The sequence below is a fragment of the Aeromonas sp. D3 genome (assembly GCF_027705025.1).
Taxonomy (GTDB): domain Bacteria; phylum Pseudomonadota; class Gammaproteobacteria; order Enterobacterales; family Aeromonadaceae; genus Aeromonas; species Aeromonas salmonicida.
The window spans coordinates 65,656-90,786 of the sequence record NZ_JAPDBE010000004.1 but is presented as its reverse complement, the minus strand read 5'-3'; the positions used below and the strand labels follow the sequence as shown (position 1 = coordinate 90,786).

Genomic DNA, 25,131 nt, shown 5'->3' with positions numbered 1-25,131 from the left:
ACAGACCAGCTTAGGGCTGCCGTTTGACATATCGGTGACAATGGGATTGCAGTGTGCAGTTCTGTGTGGTTTGTCTTGTTGTCAGGAGAAACAATTGGCGTTGTCTTGGCGCTGTGGCACCTTATACTCTCCCGCCCCATCCTGCCCAGGCACTGCCTTCTAGCGGAATTGTCATGAAGATCGCCATTTTATCCCGTGAGCCCAGAAACTATTCCACCCGCCGTCTGGTCGAGGTGGCGCAGGCCCGCGGTCATCAGGTAGAGGTGCTAGACACCCTGCGCTGCTATATGAATATCGCCTCCCACAGCCCCTCCATTCATTACGAAGGACGAGAGCTGGAGAGTTACGACGCCGTGATCCCGCGCATCGGCGCCAGCATCACCTTTTACGGCACCGCCGTGCTGCGCCAGTTCGAGATGATGAACACCATGGCTCTCAACAGCTCTGTGGCCATCTCCCGTTCCCGCGACAAGCTGCGGGCCATGCAGTTGTTGTCGCGCCACGGCATAGGTCTGCCCATCACCGGCTATGCCCACAGCACCCACGATGTGCCGGATCTCATCACCATGGTGGGGGGCGCACCTCTGGTAGTGAAGCTGCTGGAAGGCACCCAGGGTATTGGCGTTGTGTTGTGCGAGACCCACAAGGCGGCCGAGAGCGTGATCGAGGCCTTTATCCAGACCAATAACAACATATTGGTGCAGGAGTACATCCGCGAGGCCAACGGCGCCGACATTCGCTGTCTGGTGGTCAATGGCAAGGTGGTTGCTGCCATGCGCCGTCAGGCCCAGCCAGGGGAGTTTCGCTCCAACCTGCACCGTGGCGGCACTGCCGAGGCGATCAAGATAAGCCCCGAAGAGCGCGCGACTGCGGTACAGGCGGCCAAGATCATGGGGCTGGATGTGGCTGGCGTGGATATTCTGCGCTCTGCCCGCGGTCCTCTGGTGCTTGAAGTGAACTCCTCCCCTGGTCTGCAAGGAGTGGAAGCCGCCTCCGGCAAGGATGTGGCTGGCAAGATCATCGAGTTCCTGGAGCTCAAGGCGAGCCGCAAGAACAAGCCCGCCGAATAAGCCGCTGACGGCTTGCATAGCGGTATAAACACAAGGCGCCCTCGGGCGCCTTGTGTTGTTTGCGTGTCGGTTATTCCCGCATTTCCAGCCTGGCGCGGAAGATGCCTGCCTCCAGTCGGGTGTCTATCTGCCAGCCGAGCTTCTCGCAGATGCGCTGTATGATGGTGAGGCCACAGCCGTAGCCGAGGATCTGATCCGGTGCGGCCGCAGTCGGGTTGCTGATGGTGAGTACGGGCCCGCACAGCTCGATCTCGATATGCCCCTCGGCATAGCTCAAGGCATTTTTCAGCAGGTTGCCGAGGGCAATGGCGAGCAAGGAGAGGGGGGCATTGACCTCGCTTGCCTCGTCCAGGGTGAGCCTGATATCGAGCGTCTCCCGCTGCAACAGCGGAGCGAGGCGCACCAGCTCCTGCCGGATCAGCGGTGCTACCCGTTGCAACGAACGCTCCACCACCTCCTTGCGACCCAGCAGCAGGAAGGTCTCTGTGAGCAGCGCCATTTCGTCTGCAGCGGCGCGAATGCGGGTGGTGGCACGGGCGGCGGGGGCGGGCAAGTCCGTTACCTTGCCGAGCAGCGCTGCCGACCCCTGGATCACCATGTTGGGGGTGCGCAGCTCATGGCTGGCAAAACGGCTGAACTCCTGCTCGCGGGCGAACACGGCGGCCACCTCGTGTTTGCCGGTCAGCAGTGCCAGCTCGATCTCCCGCAATTCCTGCCAGGGGGCATCGGGCACGAAATCCGCCTGATCCGGGGTGAGGTGGGCGACCCTTTGCTGCAACCGCTGCAGTGGCCCCGTGATGTGACGCACCAGCCAGATGCCGAAACCGATGCACGCTATCAGCAGGGTCAAGCCTATGAGCCTGGTAGCCAGATGCAGCTGATCTTCGTAAGGATCCAGATAGTCGTCGGCGTCGTCGTTGAACACCAGATAGAGCAGCCCCTGGCCGGAGGGATGGGGCCGCACCAGGAAGTGCTTGTCCTCCTCGCCAAGCTGGTGCTCGAAGAAGCCCGGGCTCTGATAGAGCTTGAGCCAGGCTGGCAGTCGGCCCGCTTCGGTCCAGTAACTGGAGAACTGGCGCGGACTGGGGGCGGGGGCCGCCATGCCGAGTTGCAGCCAGTCATCGTTGTAGCGGGTGACCTCGGCTTCCAGCCAGTGACGCAGGCTCAACTCTTCCATCTTGTCTTCGGCCACCACCATCAACAAGCTGATGATGATCAGCAGCAGCATGCCCGCCCCGCTCAGGGTCAGGATCAGGCGATGGCGCAAACTGGGCAGGCTGACCTGGGTACCCGGCTGTGCCTGGTCATGGCCTCCGGCTGGCTGGTTCATTGAGTCACTCGATGGGGATGGATCATGGCCTCCGGGTGTGGTCATGATGTCACCAGTCGATAGCCCTGACCGTGGAGGGTTTCCAGCATGGGGGTAGGGAAGGGTTTGTCGAGGGCGTTGCGCAGGGCATAGATGTGGCTGCGCAGTGCGTCGGAGTCAGGCTCCTCGTCCCCCCAGACTGTCTCCAGCACTTCTTGCCGGCTCACCAGATGGGGGGCGCGGCGCACCAGCAGGGTGAGGATCTGGAACGGGATCTTGCCGAGCTTGAGCTCGACTCCGGCGCGGGTGGCGCGGCCACTGGCGGGATCCAGCGTCAGCTCGCCCACGCTGAGGGCCCCCATGTCGCTGCGGGGGCCACGCAGGGCCAGCGCCTGCAGCCGCACTTCCAGCTCCTCCATGGCGAACGGCTTGACCAGATAGTCATCGCCACCTGCCCGAAAGCCCGCCAGCTTGTCATCCAGACTGTCGCGGGCGGTGAGAAACAGCACAGGGGTTGCTATGCCATCGGCCCGCAGTCGCTCAACCGTGGAGAGGCCATCCAGACGCGGCATCATGACATCCATGATGATGACGTCGAAGCACTGCTCGGCCAGCAGTTGCAGGGCAGCCTGACCGTGATAGGCGCAGTCCAGCCTGTGCCCGGCCAGCTCCAGGTAATCCATGATGGTTTCCGCTACCTGGGGATTGTCTTCCACCACCAGTATTTTCATGTTTTGATCTCCTGGTTTTGACCGATATTTCACGGTTGTCTCACACTGGACGAGGCATCCTGTGTGGCAGTGTAACCCCGAGGATCCCTGATGAAGAAGTCTCTGTGCGCTCTGCTGCTGTTTATATTGTTGCCACTTGGCACTGCGCAGTCGGCCGAGTTCAAGTTGACCGGCCGCACCACCTGGCAACTGGGCCAGCTGATGGTCAACGGCATCCCCTTCGTGCTCGACGAAGAGACCCGCTTCAAGGACGGGCTGAGCGAGGACGATCTCGGTGGCCGCTGGGTCGATCTGGAAGGGGTGGTTGAGGAGGGAGTGAGGGTGATCCGAGAGGTGGAGGCGCTGGACGAAGAGGACGAGATGGAGCTGGAGGGACCGGTGGTGCAAGGGCGGATCTGGGGTTATGTCACCTTGGATGACAGCCTGGCTCCCTTCGAAGGGCGCTGGCTGGAGCTGGAGTGCAAGTTCGACGGCATGCGGTTGAGCCGTTGCCGCCAGGATGATTGAGCAGCAGGCGCATCTGGCGACCGGAAAAATTGCCCGCCCAGGCCCATAGTTAAACCTCATCAGGGTTTGACCATGGGCCTTCTGTTATGACACGCACCTCCCTCCTGCTGCTGGCTCTGCCGTTCTGCACCCTTGCCGTCGATGGCGAGCTCTGGCAGGTGGAGCTGGAACACAACGATGGCATTCGGCTGCAATTTCAAGGGGCCGAGCTGGAGCTTGGCAGCGCCGCACTGGCCGGGGTGCGTCAGTTTTCCGACCTCAAACCCGGCATGAAGCTCGCCATCCTGAGTCGCAACGGCGTCGCCGAACATATTCGCCTTTATGGACACGCGCCTGGGTCAGAACCGGCTGCCCAGTGGCGCCGAGCGGAGGGCACCTTGCTCGCCGTGACGGGTCATGCGCTGCAATTGCAGGGGCTGGGCACAATGACATTTGATGCCGGTACCCGCTGGCTCAACGGCAGCCCCGCCGATCTGCAACCGGGGCGTACCCTGGTGCTGACCCGTGACGAGAGGGGGCGCGTGACCGAGATACTGATCCCGAATCCGGAAGATGAACCGAAATAATGCCGAGGCCTTGCTCACTTAATTGGGGAATATTTAAATTGCTAAATTAGAGTTCTCTTTTTTAAGAGATTCTTAAATATGATTAAGTGATGAATAAAATAATAGAGTGCATGCTTTGATATTATATTGCTCAATATAAAATAATGCTGAATTAATCTTCCGGTTAATTTTGTTTATATATTAAAGTGTGGGCTTGATCGCATAATGAGATTGATGCGACTGATACTGTCATACTCACATGCTGCCCGTTGATATATAAATCGGGTGAATGCATGTCAGTGTTTAATATATTGGGGTTGCTATGAAAAAACTAAAAATAACTGGCTTGTCATTAATCATATCCGGCCTGCTGATGGCACAGGCGCAAGCGGCAGAGCCCGTCTATCCAGACCAGCTTCGCCTGTTTTCATTGGGGCAAGAGGTCTGTGGCGACAAGTATCGTCCCGTGACGCGAGAAGAGGCTCAGAGCGTTAAAAGCAATATTGTCGGCATGATGGGACAGTGGCAAATAAGTGGTCTTGCCAACGGCTGGGTCATTATGGGGCCGGGATATAATGGTGAAATAAAACCAGGCTCAGCCTCCAATACCTGGTGTTATCCGACCAATCCTGCAACCGGGGAAATACCGACTCTGTCTGCCCTGGATATTCCAGATGGTGATGAAGTAGATGTGCAATGGCGGCTGGTACATGACAGTGCGAATTTCATCAAACCAACCAGTTATCTGGCCCATTATCTCGGTTATGCCTGGGTAGGGGGAAATCACAGTCAATATGTCGGCGAAGACATGGATGTGACCCGTGATGGCGATGGCTGGGTGATCCGTGGCAACAATGACGGTGGCTGCGACGGTTATCGCTGTGGTGACAAGACCTCCATCAAGGTGAGCAATTTTGCCTACAACCTGGATCCTGACAGTTTCAAGCATGGCGATGTGACCCAGTCCGACCGCCAACTGGTCAAGACGGTGGTGGGCTGGGCTATCAACGACAGCGACACGCCTCAATCCGGTTATGACGTCACCCTGCGCTACGACACCGCCACCAACTGGTCCAAGACCAACACCTATGGCCTGAGCGAGAAGGTGACCACCAAGAACAAGTTCAAGTGGCCGCTGGTGGGGGAAACCGAGCTCTCCATCGAGATTGCTGCCAACCAGTCCTGGGCCTCCCAGAACGGGGGCTCGACCACCACCTCTTTGTCCCAGTCCGTGCGCCCGACAGTGCCGGCCCACTCCAAGATCCCGGTGAAGATAGAGCTCTACAAGGCCGACATCTCCTATCCCTACGAGTTCAAGGCCGATGTCAGCTATGACCTGACCCTGAGCGGTTTCCTGCGTTGGGGCGGCAATGCCTGGTATACCCATCCGGACAACCGCCCGAACTGGAACCACACCTTCGTCATAGGGCCATACAAGGACAAGGCCAGCAGTATCCGCTACCAGTGGGACAAGCGTTATATCCCGGGTGAAGTGAAGTGGTGGGATTGGAACTGGACCATACAGCAGAACGGTCTGCCTACCATGCAGAATAACCTGGCCAGGGTGCTGCGCCCGGTGCGGGCCGGGATCACAGGTGATTTCAGTGCCGAGAGCCAGTTTGCCGGCAACATCGAAATCGGCGCTCCCGTGCCGGTCGCTGCCGCCAGCCACTCGAGCCGTGCGCGCAACCTGGGTGCCGGTCAGGGTCTGAGACTGGAGATCCCGCTCGATGCACAAGAGCTCTCCGGGCTTGGCTTCAACAATGTCAGCCTCAGCGTGACCCCTGCTGCCAACCAATAATGGCAGTGTGTTGCAGTAAGAGAACCGGGCCCATGGCCCGGTTGTTGTTTGCACTGGTCGGGCTTGTTGAAGGCTTGTGCTTTCTATTTCCCCACTTATACTGGCGCCATCTTGTCGGAGTGCCAACCGTCGAACGACGCAAGGCTGAGACCGTTAATTCGGGATCCGTGGAACCTGATCAGGCTAGCACCTGCGAAGGGAAACAAGGGTAACCAGTGGGTTGCCGCGCCGGGGAGGAACAAGCTTCCCCGCTCGCCGATAGGAGTGATCCGACCGGCAAGCCAGTGCGCACAAGAGGGAGCCTGCCATCCTGTTCTGTCGCCTTGTCCATCAGGGGGAGTACAGAAGATGCGCAGGAGGAAGCCAAGGCTTCAGTTTTGCTCCCTCTTGAATGCAAACCTCACCCACAGGTTCATCACTTCTCCTCGAACTCCAGACAAGCAAACACCCATAACTTCAATCAGTTAATGTGAGTTTTGCTATGTCTACCTCAAAAACTTCCGTACCGGAAAATGCCAAGTCAGTCCCCGTCGGCCGCCGCGAGCAGCGTGCCAGTGCCCAGCGTTTTATCGACAATCTCAAGGGGATGGCCCATCCCAACTCCAGCCGCATCTTTATCGAAGGTTCTCGCCCCGATATCCGGGTGGGGCTGCGCGAAATTGCCCTGGCCGACACCCTGGTGGGGGGCAGCAAGGATAACCCGCAGTTCGAAGCCAACGAGCCTGTCCCCGTCTACGACACCTCGGGTGCCTACGGTGATGAACATGCGGTCATCGATGTGCGTCTCGGTCTGCCGCGCCTGCGGGAAAGCTGGGTACGGGAGCGCGGTGACACCGAAGAGCTCGATGATCTCAGCTCCGCCTTCACCCAGGAGCATCTCGCCGATGAGGGGCTGGATCACCTGCGTTTCGATAACTTGCCCAAGCCCCGTCGCGCCAAGCCTGGCCGCCGTGTAACCCAGCTGCACTATGCCCGTCAGGGGCTGGTCACCCCCGAGATGGAATTTATCGCCATCCGCGAGAACATGGGCCGCGAGCGGGTGCGCTCCGAGCTGTTGCTGCGCCAGCATCCGGGTCAGGGTTTCGGTGCCCGCCTGCCCGAGAACATCACCCCCGAGTTCGTGCGCGATGAGGTTGCCGCTGGCCGCGCCATCATCCCCAACAACATCAACCACCCGGAAACCGAGCCCATGATCATAGGCCGCAACTTCCTGGTGAAGATCAACGCCAACATAGGCAACTCGGCGGTCAGCTCCAGCATCGAAGAAGAGGTGGAGAAGCTGGTCTGGTCCACCCGCTGGGGCGCCGACACCGTCATGGATCTCTCCACCGGTCGCAACATCCACGAGACCCGCGAGTGGATCCTGCGCAACAGCCCGGTCCCCATCGGGACTGTGCCCATCTATCAGGCGCTGGAAAAAACCAACGGCATCGCCGAAGACCTCACCTGGGAGCTGTTCCGCGATACCCTGCTCGAACAGGCCGAGCAGGGTGTGGACTACTTCACCATTCATGCCGGCGTGCTGCTGCGCTATGTGCCCATGACAGCCAAGCGTCTCACCGGCATTGTCTCGCGCGGCGGCAGCATCATGGCCAAGTGGTGCCTGTCCCACCATAAAGAGAACTTCCTCTACCAGCATTTTCGCGAGATCTGCGAGCTGTGCGCCGCCTATGACGTGGCCCTGTCGCTTGGAGACGGTCTGCGTCCCGGCTCTGTCTATGACGCCAACGACGAGGCCCAGTTCGCCGAGCTGCGCACCCTGGGCGAGCTCACCAAGATCGCCTGGGAGTACGACGTCCAGGTGATGATAGAGGGGCCGGGCCATGTGCCCATGCACATGATAGAGCGCAACATGACGGAGCAGCTGGAGCATTGCCACGAGGCGCCTTTCTATACCCTGGGCCCGCTCACCACCGACATAGCTCCCGGTTATGATCACTTCACCTCCGGCATAGGCGCCGCCATGATCGGCTGGTATGGCTGCGCCATGCTCTGCTACGTCACCCCCAAGGAGCACCTGGGGCTGCCGAACAAGGAGGATGTGAAACAGGGTCTCATCACCTACAAGATCGCCGCCCACGCCGCTGACTTGGCCAAGGGTCACCCAGGTGCCCAGATCCGCGACAACGCCATGTCCAAGGCGCGCTTCGAATTCCGCTGGGAGGATCAGTTCAACCTGGCACTGGATCCCGAGACCGCCCGCGCCTATCACGACGAGACCCTGCCCCAGGAGTCCGGCAAGGTGGCCCACTTCTGCTCCATGTGCGGCCCCAAGTTCTGCTCCATGAAGATCACCCAGGACGTGCGCGATTACGCGGCCAGTCTGGAGGCGGTCGAGGTGAAACTGGTGGGCATGGATGGCCAGCAGGAGCGGGTAGTGGCCGAGGTAGAAAGCGGCATGGCGCAGATGGCAGAAACCTTCAAAGAGAAGGGGAGCGAGCTCTACCATCAGGCGGCGGCCCTCAAACCGGCGCGGGAGGAGGCATGAACAGCCGACCCATCGTCTGGACCATAGCCGGTTCCGACTCGGGGGGCGGTGCCGGCATTCAGGCCGATCTGCATACCTTGCACGATCTCGGCGTGCACGGTTGCTCTGTCATCACCGCCATCACGGCCCAGAACTCGGTGGCGGTGAAGATGGTCGATCCCGTGCTGATGCAGACCTTCACCGCCCAGATCGACGCCCTCGGCGTCGACTTGCCCCCGGCGGCCATCAAGATAGGCCTGTTGCCGACCCGGCTCCATGTGGAGGTGCTGGCCCGGCGGCTCGATACCCTGACGGCCCCCTTCGTGGTCTACGACCCGGTGGCCATCGCCAGCACAGGCACCCCCATGGCCGAAGCCAACATGCTGACGGCGGTGCGTGAACATCTGCTGCCAAGGCTGTCGCTTATCACCCCCAACGGCCCCGAGCTGGAGGCGCTGACCGGCATTCCCGCCAGCAGCCCTGAGCTGGTGCGGGCGGGGGCGGCGCGATTGCGTGAACTGGGCGCCCGCGCCGTGCTGGTGAAGGGCGGGCATCTGGGCTGGAGCGAAGAGCTCTGCCTCGATTACTACCAGGACGAGCAGCGCGAGTTCTGGCTAGGAGCGCCGCGTATCGACACCCGCCACGGCCACGGCACCGGTTGCTGTTATGCCAGCGCCATCGCCGCCGTGGTGGCGCAGGATCACCCGGTCGATGACGCCATCACGCTCGCTCGTGCTTATTTGCAACAGGGGCTGGCTGGGGCGCAAGGGGTGGGGGCCGGTCCTGGCCCCATCGCCCATCTCGGCTGGCCAGCGGATCTTGCCCACTTCCCCCGCGCCGTGCTGGCAGGGTCAAGCCTGGATCGCCGTTTTGGTCTCTATCCCGCCTGCGAGGCCCGCCTGCCCGGGGGCCCCTTTGCCGCGACCGAACAGCATCTGGGTCTCTATCCTGTGGTGGATTCGGTCAAGTGGCTCAGGCGTCTGCTGGGGGCCGGGGTCAAGACCCTGCAACTGCGCATCAAGAACCTGCCCGCCGCCCAGGTGGCACCGGCCATTGCCGAGGCGGTGGCGCTGGGTCACCGCTTTGGTGCTCGGCTCTTTATCAACGACTACTGGCAGCAGGCCATAGCCGCCGGTGCCTATGGCGTGCATCTGGGTCAGGAGGACATGGAGACGGCGGATCTCGCCGCCATCCAGGCCGCCGGCCTGCGCCTCGGTCTCTCCACCCACGGCTACTTCGAGTTGATGAGGGCCCGCGAACTGGCCCCTTCCTACATAGCGCTGGGTCATATCTTCCCAACCAACACCAAGCAGATGCCGTCCCGCCCCCAGGGGCTGGTGCGGCTGCAACGCTACCAGGCACTCATGTGCGACTGGCCGACGGTCGCCATCGGCGGCATCGGCGAGGAGCGGGTGGCGGCGGTCAAAGCGTGCGGGGTCGGCAGCATTGCCCTGGTGTCTGCCATCACGGCAAGCGACGACTGGCAGGGGGCCACAGCCCGATTGCTGGCGGCAGTGGGGGCGGGGGATGAGCCTTGCTCTGCGCTTATCCATCAGGCCATCACGCAGCAGGAGGCCGATCATGCTCTCTGATGCGGAATACCTGCGCTACGGCAGGCAACTGATGCTGAGCGAAATCGGCGAGGCGGGGCAGGCGAGGCTGAAAGAGGCATCCGTGCTGATCGTCGGCCTCGGCGGGCTCGGCTCGCCGCTGGCCCTCTATCTGGCCGGAGCCGGGGTGGGCACCTTGTGGCTCGCCGACGGCGACGTGGTGGATTCCAGCAACCTGCCGCGCCAGATCCTGTTCGATGCTGATGCGGTCAATCATTCCAAGGCCGAGCTGGCCCGGGAACGGTTGGCGGCCCACAACCCCCATGTGGAGCTGATTGCCATCAATCAGCGGCTCGATGAGCAGAGCCTGCCCGCCTTCGTGGCCGAGGTGGATCTGGTTGTCGACTGCTGCGACAACCTGGCCAGTCGCCACGCCATCAACGCCGTCTGTGTGGCGCAGCACAAGCCCTGGATCTCGGCCGCCGCCGTCGGCTGGCAGGGACAGCTGATGGTGCGAACCGCCCCCGAACACGCCTGCTACGCCTGCCTCTATCCGGCGGATACCGAGATCAAGGAGAGCTGCCAGAGCAGCGGCGTTACCGGTCCCCTGGTGGGGGTGATGGGCGCCTTGCAGGCGCTGGAAGCCTTGCGTCTGCTGCTGGGCAAGCCCAGTCCGGTGGCGGGCACCCTGCGCCGTTTCGATGCCCTGACCCACGAGTGGCAGACCCTGGGGTTGTCCCCCGATCCCGCCTGTTCCGTGTGCGGCGCCACTGCCTTTGCCAATCCCATGGAGGATGCGCAATGAAGATCCGATTGAACGACAGCGAGCTGGTGCTGACGACCAGCCCGGATAGCCAGATCTGCGTGGCCGAGCTGCTGGCGGCCCGCGAGGTTGCCCCGCAGGGGGTGGCGGTGGCCCTCAACGGCGCCGTGCTGCCCCGCAGCCGCTGGTCAGACACCCGGCTCAATGACGGGGACGAACTCCACCTTTTCACTGCCATTGCCGGAGGCTGAGATGCTGACCATAGCCGACCATGAATTTTCGTCCCGCCTCTTTACCGGCACCGGCAAGTTTGCCCGCCCGGATCTGATGGCGGCCGCCATCGAAGCAAGCGGCTCCCGGCTGGTGACTATGGCCATCAAGCGCCTCGAACCCGGCAAGCGCCACGACGATATCCTCACTCCGCTGCTCAAGCTCGGGGTCAAGCTGCTGCCCAACACCTCGGGCGCCAAGACAGCAGCAGAGGCGGTGTTTGCCGCCCATCTGGCCCGGGAGGCGCTCGGCACAAACTGGCTGAAGCTGGAGATCCACCCCGATCCCAAATACCTGCTGCCCGATCCCATAGAGACCCTCAAGGCGGCCGAACAGCTGGTGAAAGAGGGTTTCGTGGTGCTGCCTTACTGCGGGGCCGATCCCGTGCTCTGCAAGCGGCTGGAAGAGGTGGGCTGCGCCGCCGTCATGCCGCTCGGCGCGCCGATTGGCTCGAATCAGGGGCTGGTGACCCGGGATTTCCTCGCCATTATCATCGAACAGGCGCGGGTACCTGTAGTGGTGGATGCGGGGATAGGTGCGCCGAGCCACGCCGCCGCGGCCTTTGAGCTGGGTGCCGACGCCGTGCTGGTCAACACCGCCATCGCCGTGAGCCGGGATCCGGTCGCCATGGGCCGCGCCTTCGCGCTGGCCTGTGAGGCTGGTCGCAGCGCCTATCTGGCTGGCTTGGGCGCGCGCGGCCTGCAAGCCAGCGCCTCCAGCCCGCTCACCGATTTTCTGGAGGCGCTATGACTCAGGGCATGGGGCAAGATGTGGCGTCTGTATGCGCCTCTCTCCCATTGGGAGAGGGGCTGGGGGTGAGGGTATCAGAGGTGAGGGACGTGGAGGCACACCCCTCCTTTATCAGCCGTTGGCGCGAGCTGGAGTGGGACGATATCGGCATGCAGATCCGCGCCAAAACCACCCGGGATGTCGAGCGGGCGCTGGCCAGTCCGCGCCGCACCCTGGCCGACTTTATGGCGCTGATCTCCCCGGCCGCCGAGGCGTTTTTGCCGCAGATGGCGGCTGAGGCCGAGCGCCTCACCCGCCAGCGTTTCGGCAATACGGTGGGCTTCTATGTGCCCCTCTATCTGTCGAACCTTTGTGCCAACGACTGCTCCTACTGCGGTTTCTCCATGAGCAACCGCCTCAAGCGCAAGACGCTGGATGCAGAGGAAATCGAGCGCGAATGTCTGGCCATCAAGGCGCGCGGCTTCGACAGCGTGTTACTGGTGACTGGCGAGCACGAGAGCAAGGTGGGCATGGCCTATTTTCGTGAGCACCTGCCGCAGATCCGCCGCCATTTCAGCGCCTTGGCGATGGAGGTGCAGCCACTGTCGCAGGCCGATTACGCCGAGCTCAAAACCCTGGGGCTGGATGCCGTCATGGTCTATCAGGAGACCTATCACGCTCCCAGTTACGCCCGCCATCACCTGCGCGGCAACAAGCAGGACATAGAGTGGCGGCTCGCCACCCCGGAGCGGCTGGGGAGGGCCGGCATCGACAAAATAGGGCTGGGGGCGCTGATTGGCCTCTCTTCGGATTGGCGCGCCGACAGCTATTTCGTGGCCGAGCACTTGAGCTGGCTCGAGCGCCACCACTGGCAGAGCCGTTATTCGCTCTCCTTCCCGCGCCTGCGTCCCTGCACCGGCGGCCTGCAGCCCGAGGTGGTGATGTCGGACAGGCAGCTGGTGCAACTGATCTGCGCCTGGCGCCTCTTCTCGCCGACCCTGGAGTTGTCGCTCTCCACCCGGGAATCCCCTGCGTTTCGCAACGGCGCCCTGCGCCTTGGCATCACCCAGATGTCGGCGGAGTCGCGCACCCAGCCGGGCGGTTATGCGGAGGGGGGCAAGGAGGAGCTGGAGCAGTTTGCCATCCATGACGCTCGCCCGCTGGGTGAGGTCGCCGATGCCGTCAGGCAGGCAGGGTTGCAGCCGGTGTTCAAGGACTGGGAACCCTTCTTGGGCCGATAGGGGCGGCCACGCTCCCTTTGCCGGTGGCATCCGGGCGTCCAGCCAGACGCTGTGCCTGTAGCAAGCAGGCACGGCTGCGCCGTGCAATCGTAGGGTCGATTAGCCGTCAGGCGTAATCGTCCGTTCCGATGTATGGCGTTGGCGGCAGGGGCCGTTGTGTGGTGGCACGGCTTTGCCGTGCAGGACGCGAGGCCGCTGGCCTCGAAGGGGTTTCGCCCGCCCTTCGGGCCAGGGCGAGTGACTTTTCTTTGCGTGGCCAAAGAAAAGTCACCAAAAGAAAGGCCAGCCCCGCTTATTCGCCCGACTTCGTCGGGTGCCTTCGGCTCACCCGCTTGTCCGACGGCACGCGCCGACGGGCCATCCATGGCCCGGCGCCGCTCGCTCGACATCCTGTCTCGCGGCCTGGACAAGCGGGTTCGCCTCAGCGAATAAAAGGGGGAACCAAGACCGTGTCCGCCCCGTAGATAGTGGTGGGTGCAGTTGATATGCAAGATGGTTCTTAGGGTAATTGCTTGAGGTAATTGGTTAGCGAGAAGGGGTGAGCAAATTCCTTCATGCCTGCCAACCTGTCCAGCTCTGCCTGCCCAATCTGCTGCAACTGGTTTTTTTGGGTAGGAGTTAGGGTGGTGGCGCTGGCCTTGATTAATACGTTGAGAAAGGAACTGTCTCCCTCTACTGCTTGATGGAACGCCTTGAGCGCCAGTGCATCAACCTCTGCTGCGGTGCAGCGCTCCATGCTTTTTTCATGCAGATAGATAAGCACGGTCGCCTGTTGTTCCCTCCCCAGTGACCAGAAGCGGTCGCCTTTCGCTGGCAGCGTGGGTGTGTGCTGCGACTTGATCGCCTCACACCGCTCAAACGCTGGATCCAGATCATGTAGTGACAGGGCCATGGTGCCCTGACAGACAAAGATCAGCAGGAACGCGAGTTTACTTGTTATATGAGGCATGGACGCACTTCCAGAATTGAGATTCTTTACCTGTTGAGGACCATGCCATGGGTTCGACAACCTGATTCAATTTATGGCGAAGCATATTGGGGATACCTTCCATTGCTTGGCCATACAACTCCCAGTCGTGGTCATGGATGTTGTAGACCACATCTTTGGCACTTCTTGGGTCACTGAAAATGGTATATAGCGGCGTGGCGGAAACGGCGAAGGCCAATTGATTCGCACTATCCACAAGTTGGTCGATCTGCTCAAGAGCATCTATTGAGCGAGAACTCAGAGTCAACTCCTTGATCGGACAAGTGGCTATCCCCATGATACTCTCCTGTTGCTATCAGACATGAATGAGGCCAAATGGATATCATTTATCCCGCTGACGGTCAAATTAAAGGGTTTGAAAATGGAAGATGTATCGTACTGTTCTGAGGTGAGCAGGAATCCGAGAGGTAGATATTTATTATGATGTTGCTGGTCGTTTTTCTCATCTCGGGAATCTACCTCTTTTCGGGTTTTGGTCGGCTTGAAGATAAACGGTTTTTATCCGGTTCATTCTTGATGCTGTTCTATCTTGCCCTTTATTACTTCTTTCCTGTCACCACATTTGGTGCTTCCATTTATATTGGGCGGTTAACCCAATATTTGCCCATATTCTCATATGGTGTGATATTGTTTGGTCATGCCATTATCCCATCTCATAAAGAGACATATGTTCATTGGGCCGGATTTTTGGGATTGGTATTTTCCATCTTGTCTCACTCTGTAATTTAATACTTATTTATTGTTAGCATGAAAGTGAGCTTGGTAAGTAAAGTTGTAAAAATAGAGATGCAATTCGCTTCGTTCATTGCGTCTACGCCACTGTACATAAAAGGTCAGTTTCTTCAAAAACTAAGGTGAATTGATGCTTGCTTAAACTAGCTTGGTAGCAAGGTATTTTATTAAGGAACGTATTCTTGCAAGCGAATTTACGTAGCGTTGACTTGTCTGAGTCTGTTAACCTACAGCCTAAAAATATCCCAGTGATACACTCTACTGGTATATCAAAAAGGAAAATAGAAGTTGGTACCGCTGCGAAAAAGGAGAGTAGTTCGTTCAATATGGTGCTACTTGGAGAAAATCTCATTTCCTCCATATCGTCAGTGGAGTTGCCATCCTTTTCTTGCTGATCCATTAAATGACATGCTTTATGACTTATGGAGATTTTCATCATCCCTTTGTATTTCTCGATATCAAGCAGTTCAAGGTAGCTTTCATCATAGAAATCAAGAATGTATTCATAGGCATCTTTAGTTATAATAAAGTAATCTGCATTCGATATCTTAGTTATTATTCGATGCTCTTTTTCATAAATCCAGTCGTCACTCTTGGTTAATAGGTTTCTTTTTGGTGATGTATCACGTGGTAGTATCTCATGTCTTTCTCTATTGTAGAATACACGTTCAAGAGAACTAGGGAAGGTGCGAATAAGTCACCAAACATAAAAATGCGCCTTTGTAAGTATTTGAATTTAATAAACTAATTTTTTCAGTTTCGTTGTGGAGGGTGCTTATTCGCACCCTCCCTAGTTAGACCAAGTTTTTTATTGAAGTGGGCATTCAAAATGTGGTGGTCAAACTCAACAACAATACCCTTGTGCTCATCGGCATAGTGGGACCACATTAATAGATTATTATAACTTTCAGTAAAGGATATGATTCCGGTGTCATCAAATTCCTCATCACTTGCGTACTCAGCGATTTGTTGGAAAAAATCTTCTCGATGAGCATCCTCTAATATTTTATCTAGAGTGTCTTGAACAGGGCTGAATTCAAAAGGATCGTTTAGTGCACAGCGTTGGCTTAACCTTAAACTAGGCTTTTTTAAAAATTCAGATCTAAATTTCATGTACTTGTAGATTTTATTCATTACTAATTTCCTGTTTATTCAAAAAATAACTTACATGCTCCAGCGGCATATCTAGTAGTTGGCAAAATATCTCGTAGTCCTGCTTCTGATAAAGGGGCCGGCTTGGATCACGTTGTAGCCTGACAGGCCGATCCGCGGTGCCTCGACCTCATCCTCTTGCGGCGTTTGGGGTGTGGTGATTTGCATCGGACTTCCTGCTTGATGGTGTTTATCGGGCTGCAGCTTCCAGCGCGGCTATCTCCCCGCCACCGATCAACGGAAGATTCCGGCTGATCTGCTCCACCGGCCAGTCCCACCAGGCTAGGGCGCCGAGGCGCGCTATGGTGTCGTCGTCAAAGCGGTAGCGGATCAGCTTGGCGGGGTTGCCGCCGACAACGGCGTAGGCGGGTACATCGGCGGTGACCACGGAGCGGGCGGCGATAATGGCGCCGTTGCCGACGTTCACGCCCGGCATGATCAGCGCGTCATAGCCAATCCAGACGTCGTTGCCAATCACCGTATCTCCCTTGTAAGGCTGCGTGCCCGGCGCGGGGGCGGCGCTCTCCCAGCCGTTGCCGAAGATAAAGAAGGGGTAGGTGGAGAAGCCGGAGGTCTGGTGGTTGGCGCCGTTCATGATGAACTTGACCCCGCGGGCGATGGCGCAGAACTTGCCGATGATGAGCCGGTCGCCGATGAAGGGGAAGTGGTAGAGGACGTTGCGCTCAAAGCCTGCCGAGTCTTCCGAGTCGTCGTAGTAGCTGTAGTCACCCACCTCGATATTGGGCCCCTTGATGGTGTTCTTGATAAAGCACACCTGGGGGAAGCCCTTCATGGGGTGGGGATTGGCGGGATCGGGTCCGTGCAAGGTGCTCTCCTTTCGAATCTGTCGGCACACTACCGTAAAGGAATTTGATGATGGTCTGCCACCTTTTTGTAGTGGTGCACTCGCCAGCCTTTGTCGCCCCGTCGTCATGTGCGCATCGACCCGGGGCGGGTTTGTCTCTAGCATGGAGCTGATGCGGGGCCTGGGCTCCGTCACGGGCTTTTGACGAAGTCCGTTCCACGGACTGATGGCGGAGAGAAGAGATGATGAATATGCGTTCCTTGTTGATGGTGGGGGCCCTGCTCCTGGGCGGTTGTAGTATCAATCCCTATGGCGGTACTCCGGCGCCTGTCACCGAGCCGGACCAGCCTGTGATCCAGCCAGAGAAACCTGTGACCAAGCCGGATGCCGGGGCGCCGCTACCCAAGCCGGTGGCCCCGACCGGGCTGGCGCTCGCCCTGGCGGATGCCTTCGTGCAGGCCCCCGAGGTGCGGGAGCTGGCGCAGAGTGGCAATGCCGTCCTGCTGCTCACTCCGCCCCGAGACGGCACCAATGACGAGCTCGATACCAGCACAATGGCGGCGGCCATGAGCAAGCGGATCCAGTCCAAGAGCGGTTTTCGCTTCGTCGATCCCGGTCAGGTGGCCGCCATCACGGGGCAGCTCGAGTATCAGCAGGGGAGAATGAATCCGGCATCCTTGGTACGGCTTGGCCGCCAGACCGGGGCCGGTTACATGCTCTATGGGGATCTGGTGTCCGAGGGGAGTCGCTATCGGCTCACCATGAGCCTGATGGAGCTGCGCAGTGGCGAGCTGCTCTGGAACGGCAGCCGCTCCGCCAGCCACTGAACATGACAAAGAGGCTTGATTGCCATTGCATTCAACCCTCTTGTTTCCATGGCCTTGGTTGCGCCTGTTACTGCCCCGTCTTCTTCAGAAAATAGGTGATATGCCCAGGCGGCATATCCGGCAGTTCGCCAAAGACGGTGTAGCCCTGTTTCTGGTAGAAGGGCAGCGCCTGGAAACTGGTGGTTTCCAGATGAAAGTGGGTGATGCCCTTGCTTTGGGCATATTGCTCCATGGTGGCGAGCAGGCGGGCGCCCCAGCCGTCCTTGCGGATACGCTCGTCGATCCAGAGCCAGTCCACGTGCAACCAGCCCCACTTGATATCGGCGACTATGCCGCCGAGCACCTTGCCTTGTGCATCCTTAATAAAGCTGGCGATCCGCTCGCGCAGGTGTGTGCCAGCCTGGGCTGTGTTGTAGCCAGACAGGCCGATCCGCAGGGCATCGAGCTCCTCATCCTGCGGCGGTAGGGGCGGGGTCAGTCGCATATTGGCTCCAGGTCCATGAAAAGAGCCTCAATAAATAAGGGTTTGGACTCAATCTGGTCAAGCCTTCTGGCCACAGAACCGGAAATTATCTATTCCCGGTGACCTGTTTCGACGCTCAGATAAAAGCTTTACGACCGGGGGACTCGTCAAATCTCTGGAAAATAGCAGGCGGCGATATCGACGGGCTGATCCGGGCAGCCGGGCAGATAGAAGTGCCAGCCGGCGTCGGAGAAAGCGCGCAGCTCACTTTCGACAAATTTCAGGGCCAGGCTCAGGGCCTGCAAGGCGTCTATGCCATGGATAAATGTCTTGTCGCCAAGCCCGGCCAGCTTCACTTTGCAGCGATAGTCGCCACTGGTGGATTTGGGGTCGGGTTGCGGGGCGCCGATGGCAATTTTCAGGGTCACCTGTTCGCCCTCCAGGCTCACGGCATCGAATTTGGCGGTGACTATTGTTCTCTTCATCTGGATATTCCTTCTCCGGTTGACGGCCGTCCTCGCTTGCTGGCGCTGAGCTGGCGTCCCTGGGCGGCTGATGGGGTGGCAATAGACTCAAGATGGTCAGCCTAAAGGAACTGCCCCAGCGAAACAATCACTTGCCTGTGCGCAGTGTGAGCGGGATCGGCTTCTCCGGGACAGTGCTCGGCCTCGTATCACAATCCGCAGGCCCTGCTTGCCGGGGTGAAGGATATTCAGAACGCAGTCTTGTTATTGCTCAAGTCAATTAATTCAGAAGGCGGCATAATTATTTTCACAAAACCATTATCTATATTTTTGATATTACCAGATGGATTGTTGGTCATGTTTATATGATCGACTGATTAATGTATCGTTTGCCGTGATGTTATGATTCTGAAATCAAGCGGTTGTATTCTGGTCGAAATGACACATTCTGTTTTCATTTCAAACAAAGTTATTCAAACAGTCATGAATTATTAACCTTGACCTTGATTGCGTTTTCAACGATGGTAGCGTGGCATATCCGTTTCATATTGGCTGTCCTGTTGACCGCTGACGGGTTTGTGTTTTCTAAAAAATGAGTACGATGTGCGCAGACATATCACCTGCCTATTACACGGGCCAATAAAATAATGTGACAGACAAATAAGGTGTATATCGCAATGAGTATAGCTATTGCTGAAAAGAATAATTCAGTCTCAAAGTTGAAATGGGAGAGAAGTGATTCGGTATGGACCATGGGCTTATATGCCACAGCCGTCGGTGCCGGAACCCTTTTTCTCCCCATTACCGTTGGCAGTAATGCTCCGATCATACTGCTGTTCATTTTATTGGCAGCATTTCCGCTCTCTTATTATTCCCACCGTGCCTTGAGTCGCTTCGTGTTATCCAGTTCCCATCGGGAAGGGGATATTACCCATGTGGTGGAGGAACATTTTGGCCCCAGGGCGGGCAAGCTGCTGATGCTGGTCTATCTGATGGCCTTCTACCCCATCATTCTGGTCTACAGCATCTCCATCACCAATGCCATCGAGAGCTTCATGGTGCATCAGATGGGCGGCGCAATGGTCAGCCGTGGCTGGCTGGTGCTGGCGGTGATGCTGGGGTTGCACCTGATCTTGCTGACCGGCAAACAGGTGGTGGTCTCTGCCATCAGCGTGCTGGCGCTGCCTATGATCGCCTTCCTGCTGGGTATCTCTTTCTACCTGCTGCCCCAGTGGAGCCTCTCCTATTTCACCGAGAGTCAGGCCGTGGATTGGCGTGATCCCGCCGTCTGGAAATCCCTCTGGCTGATAGTGCCAGTGATGGTGTTTTCATTCAGCCATGCGCCCATTATCTCCTCGTTTACCGCCGCCCAGAAAAAGCGCTGCCATGTGAGCGCCCATATGCGCAGCCAGCGCATCATCAAGTGGAGCAGCCTGCTGATCTGCGGCAGCGTGCTGTTTTTTGTCATCAGTTGTGTGATGAGCCTGAGTCAGGCGGAAATGGCGCTGGCTCGCACCGACAATATTTCCGTGCTGTCGGCGCTGGCGAACAAATTTTCCAATCCGCTTATCGCCTATGTGGGTCCGCTCATTGCCATTCTGGCCATGTCCAAATCCTTCCTCGGCACTTCCATGGGAGTGAACGAGGGGACTGTGAGCATGGTGAGCGGCGCTTGCCGGGGGCTTGGGCTCTCCCTTGGGGAGGTCACCATAGCCAGGGTCTCATCCGTCATCCTGTTCGTGGTGACCGGTGTCATCACCTATCTGAACCCCAATGTGCTGAATATCATAGAGAAGGTGAGCGGACCCCTGATAGCGGTGATCCTGTTCCTGCTGCCCGCCTACGCCATCTATCGTCTGCCGGCGCTCAAGGGCTATCGCGGTGCGAGCACACTGTTCGTGATGGTGGTGGGTCTGCTCGCCATCTCCGCGCTGATCTATGACCTGATCTGACGGCCTGCATGCCGCATGAAACAAAAGGGGCGACCACCTGGTCGCCCCTTTTTCGTCTGCGTGACGGGTCAACCCAGCAGGGTCGAGACGCTCTGCCCCGCCATCAACAGACCTATTGCCAAGGCGCTGAACCAGACCAGGGTGGCGCTGACCAGCAGGTAACCGCTGGCGACGAACAGGCCGTCTCGCTGCAGCATGCCGATGGCCAGCAGCAGAATGGCCCAGGCTGGCATGGCGTTGGTGAAGGGGATAGCCCCCAGCGGCAGCATCAGCAACAGGGCGGCCAGCATGAGCAAGAGGCCGTTGCAGCGGTTGATGGCACTGCTGCCGGTCAGCAGCAAGAGGCGCGGGCGAATGAAGCGATCGATGCGGGCCAACAAGTCAGCGCCTTTGTGCAGGGTCGGCTTTAGCTGATCGGCGGCGAAGCGGCGTTCCATCAGGATGGCGGGCAGCCAGGGCACACGGTTGAGGGTGATGCCGATACCGATAAACAGGATCAGCAGGCCAAACGGGGTGCTGACGCCAGGGATGGAAACAGGCAGCAGGAAGGGCACAGTGAGCAGTACGCAAAACAGCAACATGCCCTGTTCACCCACCAGGGCCAGCATCTGACGCAGGCTGATATGGCTCTCCTCTATGGCGTGGGCGGTTGCCCGCAGTGTGTCGGAGAGCTTGTGTTGTGGGTCCTTGAGTTGCGCGGCAACCATTCCCGAGTTTCCTTCTGATGAGTGGAATCGGGTCACCATGACCCGGTTGCGCGCCAGCATACGTGGCAGAGGTTAATCCCCGATGAATAACGGCGGCGGTGAGTGGCGTGGTGGCGGGATATGGTCACGGCAGCTGAGTGTGATCCTCCCTGCGAAAATGGGTTGATACAGGCCTGGTTTAGGATGGGGGTCAGGGGGCTCTGATATGCTTGGTGGGCACTGGTGCACAAGCAGAGGAACTGTGATGAAACGAGCGGGGATCATGATGGTGGGGCTTTTGCTGCCGCTGGGGCAGGCATGGAGCGCCGACGGCGAGGCAGGACTTGGCTGGCAGGTGACGCCGTTTTTCGGCTATAGCTCATCCATCGACTTCGAGGCGAACGATGACCCCCAACCCGTGCCTGTCTCCACCAAGCTGGAGTCATTGCAGGGGGATAGTTCCGGCAGCTGGGGCCTGTTCATCAGCAAGGAGGTGGATGACCCCGGCATGATAGAGCTGCTCTACAGCCACCAATCCACTCGCCTCTCCCCGGATCAGTCGGAGCGGCTGACGGTGGATACCTTGCACTTCGCCGGAGCCCTCACCCTGTCGGACAACCTGATGGCTCCCTACATAGGCGCCGGCATAGGGGCGACGCGCTTCGCCGCCTACGACAGCGAGCTGGCTCCCTCCATGTCGCTGGCACTCGGGGTGCAGCCACGCCTGACCGAGCATCTGGCACTGCGGGCCGAGGTGCGCGGCTACGGCACCCTGGTCAACGACAACAGCCAGTTTCTCTGCAACCCGGACGACTGCGTGTTCAAGGTGCGCGGCGAGCTGGTGACCCAGTGGCAGGCCAATATCGGCCTGACCCTGAGGTTTTGATGCCTGCCAGCGCTGTGGAGTGCAGTGTCAGACAATACCGAGGGTGATCCGGCTAAGGGGCTCGTTGACGTCGAACAGCTTGTACAGCACAGCGCTGGCGCCCATGGCGAGCACCCGTTGCTCGTGCATTTTCGCGTAGGCGAGAGCGCTTGCCTCATCCTCGAACAGATAGATGCCACCCGCCTCGCCGGTGCGCGGGTTCTCGGTCCAGATCTTGGAGATAAAGCCAGGCTCCCGGGTGATGGACTTGGCCAGCGGCATGGCGGCGTCGGTCAGTGTCGCCCCCATCTGCTCGGCGGGAAAGTTGAAATGGATTTGCAGCAAACTGGGCATGATGAACCTCTCGTGCGGATTGAGTGACGGAGTCCGCATCATAGGAAGCCGGCATCTTGGCTGCAAGAAGGCACTTTTTCGTGGCATAGTTACCGTAAAGTAACCACTCACGAGCCATAACGTGTCCTCACTTCCTTGCCCTGCCTATCGGGTGCTGCGGCTGCTCGCCGGTAAATGGAAACCGGCCATTCTGTTTCATCTACGCGAGCAGACCCTGCGCTTTGGTGACTTGCGACGCTGTTTGCCAGAGGTGAGCCAGAAAGTGCTCACCGCCCAGCTCAAGGAGCTGGTGGCCGATGGCGTCATCGCTCGCACTCTCCATCCCGAGGTGCCCCCCAGAGTGGAATATGCCCTGAGCCCGCTTGGTATTGCTCTGCTCCCGCTGTTGCAGCAGATGCACGACTTGGCGTTGAGCCACGCCGACCTGCTGGCGCAGAGTGGGGATGGCTCCGGCTCACCGGCTATCGAACCGGGCTAGCCTGCTGCCGACCAGGCCATTACCCATTCGGGGCAGTGGGTGTGGGGATCCTGCTGTTCCGCCTCTATCTGGAAGCCCTGAGCGAGATAGAAGTCGCAGCTGGCACGATTTTGCTGGTACACCTGCAGGCGCAGCGCTGGCCGCTGTTGTTTGGCGTGGGCCAGCAGAGCCTTGCCATAGCCGCGCCCCTGCTGCGTCGGTGCTACGAAGATGGCGGCCAGGGTCTCTTCATACAGGGAATAAAAACCCAGCGCAGTGCCATCTTGCCAGAGCACATAAGAGTCGGCGGCGGGCAGGTAGGTCTCCTGCATCGGCGCCAGGTTGGCGTGCCAGTAGGCCGGGTCGATGAAGTGGTGCGCCTGCAGGGAGGCCTCCAGCCAGATGGTGAGGACGGCCTCCATGTCGGACGGAGTGAAGGGGCGTATCTGCATAGGTGTCTCGTCTGGATTCGTTGCAAAAGGAGCATGGTAACAGCGCCAGTTTCGCCGTCACCTTGTGGGTGGCCAAAGTGCCGCCCTGATAACAAAAAGGCGACCCGCAGGTCGCCTTTTGCCGCTTAACCGGCGTAGGGGAGGGAAGAGTGGTGCAACACTATGCGGACTTTGCCGTCATCCCCCTTCTTGAAGCCCCAGGTCTTGTCGACCGTGGTCTCCTTGTTGTCCCTGTCTGTCAGGTGAACCTTGCCCATGGTAAGGGCCATGTCGCCGTTGATATAGATGGCAGCGTTGTCGTAGTTGTAACTTTTCCAGTTCTTGAGGGCGAAGCCGGTGTCGGCGGGATAGGCCTTGTTGTTGCCGACGAAGTAGGCCAGTGCCCCTTCCTGATTGATGCGGAAGGTCTGTTCGCCTCCGGCCAGGGTGGGCTTGAACAGGACAGGGCCATTGTTGTAGCCGTAGGCGCTGTCGAGCACTGTCGTGGCCGTCGTTTTGGCCTTCTCTATGCCGCCGGTGCGGTAGTCGTCGCTGATCTGGATCAGGGCCTTGCCCCAGGCATCCTGCGCGGCTTTGATCTCGGCTTCAGTGATGTTGTTGTTGGCGATCTCGGCGGCACTGAGGGAGCCGCTGGCGGCGAGCAGAACGAGGACAAGGCCGTATTGCTTGGTAAATGACTTCTTGGTGAGCAACTTCATGCGGTCATGACTCCAGGTTGGGTTTCGCGTTAAGGAGACCGGAGTTTATCTGTCGGCGATGAATAAAAATTGAACCACCCGTTCAGTCGCGAGTGGGGAGGGATCGGCATAGCTCCCGCCTCCTCTCCTCTCAGTCTCACATCTCCCTCCTCAATGGGCGCGCAGCAAGCTGCGGCTGGCCGGGGTTGCCGCCAGCAGCCGGTAGGCGAGCAGGGAGAGGGTGATCAAGACCGGTACCTTCAGCAGTTCCCACCAGAGCAACTTTCCCTGCGGGCCAAAGATCATCAGCCACACCACCAGCATCATGTGCAGGCAGTAGAGACCCAGCACCCTGGGTGCCTGGCGTTCCAGCCAGCTGCCCCTGCCCCAGCCTGGGTTGGCCAGCAGCAGGCCGAACAGGCCCAGGCCCCAGGGGAGCGAGCCGAGCAGGAAGTCGTGGCGACTGAGGGGCACGTCGGCGAAGTACAGCAAACCCCAGGCTTCCAGTGCATAGATCCCCATTCCCACGCCCAACAGCAGGGCGCTGCGCCGGGTGTCCGGCCGCCAGTGACGGGCCCGCAGCTCGGCGCCCAGCGCCACGAAAATCGAGGAGAAGAAGGGACCGTTGCGGGTCAACAGTGCCCACTCGCCCCCCAGCAGCGGCTGGCCATAGGAGCCGCCGAGCAGGGCCAGCAGGTAGAGCAGGACACCGAGCACCAATGCCAGCCGTGGCAGCCCAATCCTGTGACACAGTGCCTGCAGCAAGACGGCCAGCATCAGGGCGGGCAGGAACCAGAGGTGGATCATGCCACCCACCCACCAGGCATTGAGGGGATCCCCCAGCTGCATCTGCCACTGGCTCGCCATGGCCGGCAGGTAGCCTTGCTCAATCGCCGCCAGCGGGTTGAAGGGCATCAGCAGATAAATGAGGCTCCACACCAGCCAGAGCCCCAGCAGGGGGCGACAGTAACGCAGTGTTGCCGTCATGGGGTTGCCTGCGGCGAGGGCGGGTTGCAGAAAGTAGCCGGCGCAGAGGAAGAAGAGCGGGACCGCGAAGCGGCACAGCTGGTTGATGATGCCCCCCAGCCAGAGGTAGAGGGCGTCATTCCACAGTGTGGGGTCGAACGGATTGCTGAAGGGGGAGAGGTGAATGGTCATCACGGCCATGATGGCCACTACTCGCCCGCACTCTATGCTGGAGATGCGCATTATGCCTGCTGCCGTCTGGAGTCGAGGCCGCACCCTAACAGTCGCGAGCGGCCCCCATCCAGTCA

The 25,131-nt window shown here is 59.1% G+C and carries 27 protein-coding genes and 1 riboswitch; of the genes, 14 read left to right on the top strand and 13 right to left on the bottom strand.

Annotated elements, in window-relative coordinates; all coding sequences use genetic code 11:
• The first annotated feature begins 173 nt into the window (after positions 1-173).
• Positions 174-1,070 carry a 30S ribosomal protein S6--L-glutamate ligase gene (rimK, locus tag OKC28_RS04290; protein WP_005316298.1) on the top strand — a complete coding sequence of 299 codons (897 nt, stop codon included), beginning with the start codon at positions 174-176 and terminating at the stop codon, positions 1,068-1,070.
• A 70-nt stretch (positions 1,071-1,140) separates the two neighbouring features.
• Here rimK and OKC28_RS04285 read toward each other — a convergent pair whose 3' ends face one another.
• Positions 1,141-2,400 (bottom strand): sensor histidine kinase, encoded by a 1,260-nt coding sequence (locus OKC28_RS04285; protein WP_270687675.1) that lies wholly within the window; start codon positions 2,398-2,400, stop codon positions 1,141-1,143.
• Between the two features lie 41 nt (positions 2,401-2,441).
• Positions 2,442-3,110, bottom strand: coding sequence for a response regulator transcription factor (locus tag OKC28_RS04280; RefSeq protein WP_270687673.1), 669 nt, complete (start codon positions 3,108-3,110; stop codon positions 2,442-2,444).
• A 90-nt stretch (positions 3,111-3,200) separates the two neighbouring features.
• Here OKC28_RS04280 and OKC28_RS04275 point away from each other — a divergent pair, with 90 nt between their 5' ends.
• The 9 genes from OKC28_RS04275 (at position 3,201) to thiH (ending at position 12,983) form a co-directional block, all read left to right on the top strand.
• A complete protein-coding gene (locus OKC28_RS04275; protein ID WP_265454955.1) occupies positions 3,201-3,617 on the top strand; it encodes a hypothetical protein in 417 nt (138 codons plus the stop codon).
• Between the two features lie 86 nt (positions 3,618-3,703).
• Complete coding sequence (locus tag OKC28_RS04270) at positions 3,704-4,183, top strand: hypothetical protein (protein WP_270687669.1); 480 nt, start codon at positions 3,704-3,706, stop codon at positions 4,181-4,183.
• A 301-nt stretch (positions 4,184-4,484) separates the two neighbouring features.
• Positions 4,485-5,963: a beta-barrel pore-forming toxin aerolysin gene (gene aerA, locus OKC28_RS04265; protein ID WP_270687667.1), complete on the top strand. Its 1,479-nt coding sequence runs from the start codon at positions 4,485-4,487 to the stop codon at positions 5,961-5,963.
• Positions 5,964-6,068: 105 nt separating this feature from the next.
• A riboswitch (TPP riboswitch) is annotated at positions 6,069-6,182 on the top strand.
• Positions 6,183-6,444: 262 nt separating this feature from the next.
• Positions 6,445-8,451, top strand: a complete 2,007-nt coding sequence (gene thiC / locus OKC28_RS04260) for a phosphomethylpyrimidine synthase ThiC (RefSeq protein WP_270687666.1) — start codon at positions 6,445-6,447, stop codon at positions 8,449-8,451.
• Positions 8,448-10,022 (top strand): thiamine phosphate synthase, encoded by a 1,575-nt coding sequence (thiE, locus tag OKC28_RS04255; RefSeq protein ID WP_270687664.1) that lies wholly within the window; start codon positions 8,448-8,450, stop codon positions 10,020-10,022. The genes thiC and thiE overlap by 4 nt, the downstream gene beginning before the upstream one ends.
• Positions 10,012-10,785, top strand: a complete 774-nt coding sequence (locus OKC28_RS04250; RefSeq protein WP_270687662.1) for a HesA/MoeB/ThiF family protein — start codon at positions 10,012-10,014, stop codon at positions 10,783-10,785. The genes thiE and OKC28_RS04250 overlap by 11 nt, the downstream gene beginning before the upstream one ends.
• A complete protein-coding gene (gene thiS / locus OKC28_RS04245; protein WP_096117758.1) occupies positions 10,782-10,994 on the top strand; it encodes a sulfur carrier protein ThiS in 213 nt (70 codons plus the stop codon). Before OKC28_RS04250 ends, thiS begins: the two co-directional genes overlap by 4 nt.
• A gap of 1 nt (position 10,995) precedes the next feature.
• Positions 10,996-11,763, top strand: coding sequence for a thiazole synthase (locus OKC28_RS04240; RefSeq protein ID WP_256686859.1), 768 nt, complete (start codon positions 10,996-10,998; stop codon positions 11,761-11,763).
• An 89-nt stretch (positions 11,764-11,852) separates the two neighbouring features.
• The gene (gene thiH / locus OKC28_RS04235; RefSeq protein WP_442865740.1) at positions 11,853-12,983 is read left to right on the top strand and encodes a 2-iminoacetate synthase ThiH; all 1,131 of its coding nucleotides are present in this window, start codon (positions 11,853-11,855) and stop codon (positions 12,981-12,983) included.
• A 499-nt stretch (positions 12,984-13,482) separates the two neighbouring features.
• Here thiH and OKC28_RS04230 read toward each other — a convergent pair whose 3' ends face one another.
• The 4 genes from OKC28_RS04230 to OKC28_RS04210 form a co-directional block, all read right to left on the bottom strand.
• Positions 13,483-13,932, bottom strand: a complete 450-nt coding sequence (locus OKC28_RS04230; protein ID WP_021141067.1) for a hypothetical protein — start codon at positions 13,930-13,932, stop codon at positions 13,483-13,485.
• Positions 13,913-14,248, bottom strand: coding sequence for a hypothetical protein (locus OKC28_RS04225; protein WP_005316265.1), 336 nt, complete (start codon positions 14,246-14,248; stop codon positions 13,913-13,915). Before OKC28_RS04225 ends, OKC28_RS04230 begins: the two co-directional genes overlap by 20 nt.
• A 1,208-nt stretch (positions 14,249-15,456) precedes the next feature.
• A complete protein-coding gene (locus tag OKC28_RS04220; protein WP_270687656.1) occupies positions 15,457-15,837 on the bottom strand; it encodes a DUF2971 domain-containing protein in 381 nt (126 codons plus the stop codon).
• Between the two features lie 208 nt (positions 15,838-16,045).
• Positions 16,046-16,681: a Vat family streptogramin A O-acetyltransferase gene (locus OKC28_RS04210; protein ID WP_270687654.1), complete on the bottom strand. Its 636-nt coding sequence runs from the start codon at positions 16,679-16,681 to the stop codon at positions 16,046-16,048.
• A 224-nt stretch (positions 16,682-16,905) separates the two neighbouring features.
• Between OKC28_RS04210 and OKC28_RS04205 the strand changes: the two genes are divergently transcribed.
• Positions 16,906-17,487: a penicillin-binding protein activator LpoB gene (locus OKC28_RS04205; protein ID WP_159167423.1), complete on the top strand. Its 582-nt coding sequence runs from the start codon at positions 16,906-16,908 to the stop codon at positions 17,485-17,487.
• A 67-nt stretch (positions 17,488-17,554) separates the two neighbouring features.
• Here OKC28_RS04205 and OKC28_RS04200 read toward each other — a convergent pair whose 3' ends face one another.
• Positions 17,555-17,971, bottom strand: coding sequence for a GNAT family N-acetyltransferase (locus OKC28_RS04200; RefSeq protein WP_270687651.1), 417 nt, complete (start codon positions 17,969-17,971; stop codon positions 17,555-17,557).
• Positions 17,972-18,117: 146 nt separating this feature from the next.
• Positions 18,118-18,435, bottom strand: coding sequence for a DUF6968 family protein (locus tag OKC28_RS04195; RefSeq protein ID WP_005316246.1), 318 nt, complete (start codon positions 18,433-18,435; stop codon positions 18,118-18,120).
• A gap of 875 nt (positions 18,436-19,310) precedes the next feature.
• Between OKC28_RS04195 and OKC28_RS04190 the strand changes: the two genes are divergently transcribed.
• Positions 19,311-20,366 carry an amino acid permease gene (locus tag OKC28_RS04190; RefSeq protein WP_225854312.1) on the top strand — a complete coding sequence of 352 codons (1,056 nt, stop codon included), beginning with the start codon at positions 19,311-19,313 and terminating at the stop codon, positions 20,364-20,366.
• Between the two features lie 68 nt (positions 20,367-20,434).
• On the opposite strand, the gene OKC28_RS04185 is transcribed toward OKC28_RS04190, so the two are convergent.
• Entirely contained in the window at positions 20,435-21,073 is a 639-nt protein-coding gene (locus OKC28_RS04185; RefSeq protein ID WP_059111638.1) for an exopolysaccharide biosynthesis protein, read from the bottom strand.
• A gap of 244 nt (positions 21,074-21,317) precedes the next feature.
• On the opposite strand from OKC28_RS04185, the gene OKC28_RS04180 reads away from it, so the two are divergent.
• On the top strand, positions 21,318-21,938 hold the full coding sequence (locus OKC28_RS04180; protein WP_270687646.1) for an outer membrane beta-barrel protein: 621 nt from the start codon (positions 21,318-21,320) through the stop codon (positions 21,936-21,938).
• Positions 21,939-21,965: 27 nt separating this feature from the next.
• Here the strand turns inward: OKC28_RS04180 and OKC28_RS04175 are convergent, their stop codons facing one another.
• Positions 21,966-22,271, bottom strand: coding sequence for a monooxygenase (locus OKC28_RS04175; RefSeq protein WP_270687644.1), 306 nt, complete (start codon positions 22,269-22,271; stop codon positions 21,966-21,968).
• Between the two features lie 121 nt (positions 22,272-22,392).
• Here OKC28_RS04175 and OKC28_RS04170 point away from each other — a divergent pair, with 121 nt between their 5' ends.
• A complete protein-coding gene (locus tag OKC28_RS04170; RefSeq protein WP_270687642.1) occupies positions 22,393-22,749 on the top strand; it encodes a winged helix-turn-helix transcriptional regulator in 357 nt (118 codons plus the stop codon).
• Here the strand turns inward: OKC28_RS04170 and OKC28_RS04165 are convergent.
• The 3 genes from OKC28_RS04165 to OKC28_RS04155 all read right to left on the bottom strand — a co-directional run bounded on the left by OKC28_RS04165 (position 22,746) and on the right by OKC28_RS04155 (position 25,066).
• Positions 22,746-23,180 carry an N-acetyltransferase gene (locus tag OKC28_RS04165; protein WP_270687640.1) on the bottom strand — a complete coding sequence of 145 codons (435 nt, stop codon included), beginning with the start codon at positions 23,178-23,180 and terminating at the stop codon, positions 22,746-22,748. The genes OKC28_RS04170 and OKC28_RS04165 overlap by 4 nt on opposite strands.
• 125 nt (positions 23,181-23,305) lie before the next feature.
• Positions 23,306-23,878, bottom strand: coding sequence for a hypothetical protein (locus OKC28_RS04160; RefSeq protein ID WP_096117769.1), 573 nt, complete (start codon positions 23,876-23,878; stop codon positions 23,306-23,308).
• A 150-nt stretch (positions 23,879-24,028) separates the two neighbouring features.
• Positions 24,029-25,066, bottom strand: coding sequence for an acyltransferase (locus OKC28_RS04155; RefSeq protein ID WP_270687636.1), 1,038 nt, complete (start codon positions 25,064-25,066; stop codon positions 24,029-24,031).
• Positions 25,067-25,131: the final 65 nt, after the last annotated feature.

What these genes read in the sequence shown, in the direction of transcription:
- OKC28_RS04240 (WP_256686859.1), top strand. Translation starts at nt 10,996, where the DNA reads ATGCTGACCATAGCCGACCATGAATTTTCGTCCCGCCTCTTTACCGGC.
- thiE (WP_270687664.1), top strand. Translation starts at nt 8,448, where the DNA reads ATGAACAGCCGACCCATCGTCTGGACCATAGCCGGTTCCGACTCGGGG.
- OKC28_RS04175 (WP_270687644.1), bottom strand. Translation starts at nt 22,271, where the DNA reads ATGCCCAGTTTGCTGCAAATCCATTTCAACTTTCCCGCCGAGCAGATG.
- OKC28_RS04225 (WP_005316265.1), bottom strand. Translation starts at nt 14,248, where the DNA reads ATGGGGATAGCCACTTGTCCGATCAAGGAGTTGACTCTGAGTTCTCGC.
- rimK (WP_005316298.1), top strand. Translation starts at nt 174, where the DNA reads ATGAAGATCGCCATTTTATCCCGTGAGCCCAGAAACTATTCCACCCGC.
- OKC28_RS04200 (WP_270687651.1), bottom strand. Translation starts at nt 17,971, where the DNA reads ATGCGACTGACCCCGCCCCTACCGCCGCAGGATGAGGAGCTCGATGCC.
- OKC28_RS04195 (WP_005316246.1), bottom strand. Translation starts at nt 18,435, where the DNA reads ATGAAGAGAACAATAGTCACCGCCAAATTCGATGCCGTGAGCCTGGAG.
- OKC28_RS04185 (WP_059111638.1), bottom strand. Translation starts at nt 21,073, where the DNA reads ATGGTTGCCGCGCAACTCAAGGACCCACAACACAAGCTCTCCGACACA.
- OKC28_RS04270 (WP_270687669.1), top strand. Translation starts at nt 3,704, where the DNA reads ATGACACGCACCTCCCTCCTGCTGCTGGCTCTGCCGTTCTGCACCCTT.
- OKC28_RS04230 (WP_021141067.1), bottom strand. Translation starts at nt 13,932, where the DNA reads ATGCCTCATATAACAAGTAAACTCGCGTTCCTGCTGATCTTTGTCTGT.
- OKC28_RS04275 (WP_265454955.1), top strand. Translation starts at nt 3,201, where the DNA reads ATGAAGAAGTCTCTGTGCGCTCTGCTGCTGTTTATATTGTTGCCACTT.
- OKC28_RS04180 (WP_270687646.1), top strand. Translation starts at nt 21,318, where the DNA reads ATGAAACGAGCGGGGATCATGATGGTGGGGCTTTTGCTGCCGCTGGGG.
- OKC28_RS04280 (WP_270687673.1), bottom strand. Translation starts at nt 3,110, where the DNA reads ATGAAAATACTGGTGGTGGAAGACAATCCCCAGGTAGCGGAAACCATC.
- OKC28_RS04165 (WP_270687640.1), bottom strand. Translation starts at nt 23,180, where the DNA reads ATGCAGATACGCCCCTTCACTCCGTCCGACATGGAGGCCGTCCTCACC.
- OKC28_RS04285 (WP_270687675.1), bottom strand. Translation starts at nt 2,400, where the DNA reads ATGAACCAGCCAGCCGGAGGCCATGACCAGGCACAGCCGGGTACCCAG.
- thiC (WP_270687666.1), top strand. Translation starts at nt 6,445, where the DNA reads ATGTCTACCTCAAAAACTTCCGTACCGGAAAATGCCAAGTCAGTCCCC.
- OKC28_RS04205 (WP_159167423.1), top strand. Translation starts at nt 16,906, where the DNA reads ATGAATATGCGTTCCTTGTTGATGGTGGGGGCCCTGCTCCTGGGCGGT.
- aerA (WP_270687667.1), top strand. Translation starts at nt 4,485, where the DNA reads ATGAAAAAACTAAAAATAACTGGCTTGTCATTAATCATATCCGGCCTG.
- thiS (WP_096117758.1), top strand. Translation starts at nt 10,782, where the DNA reads ATGAAGATCCGATTGAACGACAGCGAGCTGGTGCTGACGACCAGCCCG.
- OKC28_RS04155 (WP_270687636.1), bottom strand. Translation starts at nt 25,066, where the DNA reads ATGCGCATCTCCAGCATAGAGTGCGGGCGAGTAGTGGCCATCATGGCC.
- OKC28_RS04220 (WP_270687656.1), bottom strand. Translation starts at nt 15,837, where the DNA reads ATGAATAAAATCTACAAGTACATGAAATTTAGATCTGAATTTTTAAAA.
- OKC28_RS04160 (WP_096117769.1), bottom strand. Translation starts at nt 23,878, where the DNA reads ATGAAGTTGCTCACCAAGAAGTCATTTACCAAGCAATACGGCCTTGTC.
- OKC28_RS04250 (WP_270687662.1), top strand. Translation starts at nt 10,012, where the DNA reads ATGCTCTCTGATGCGGAATACCTGCGCTACGGCAGGCAACTGATGCTG.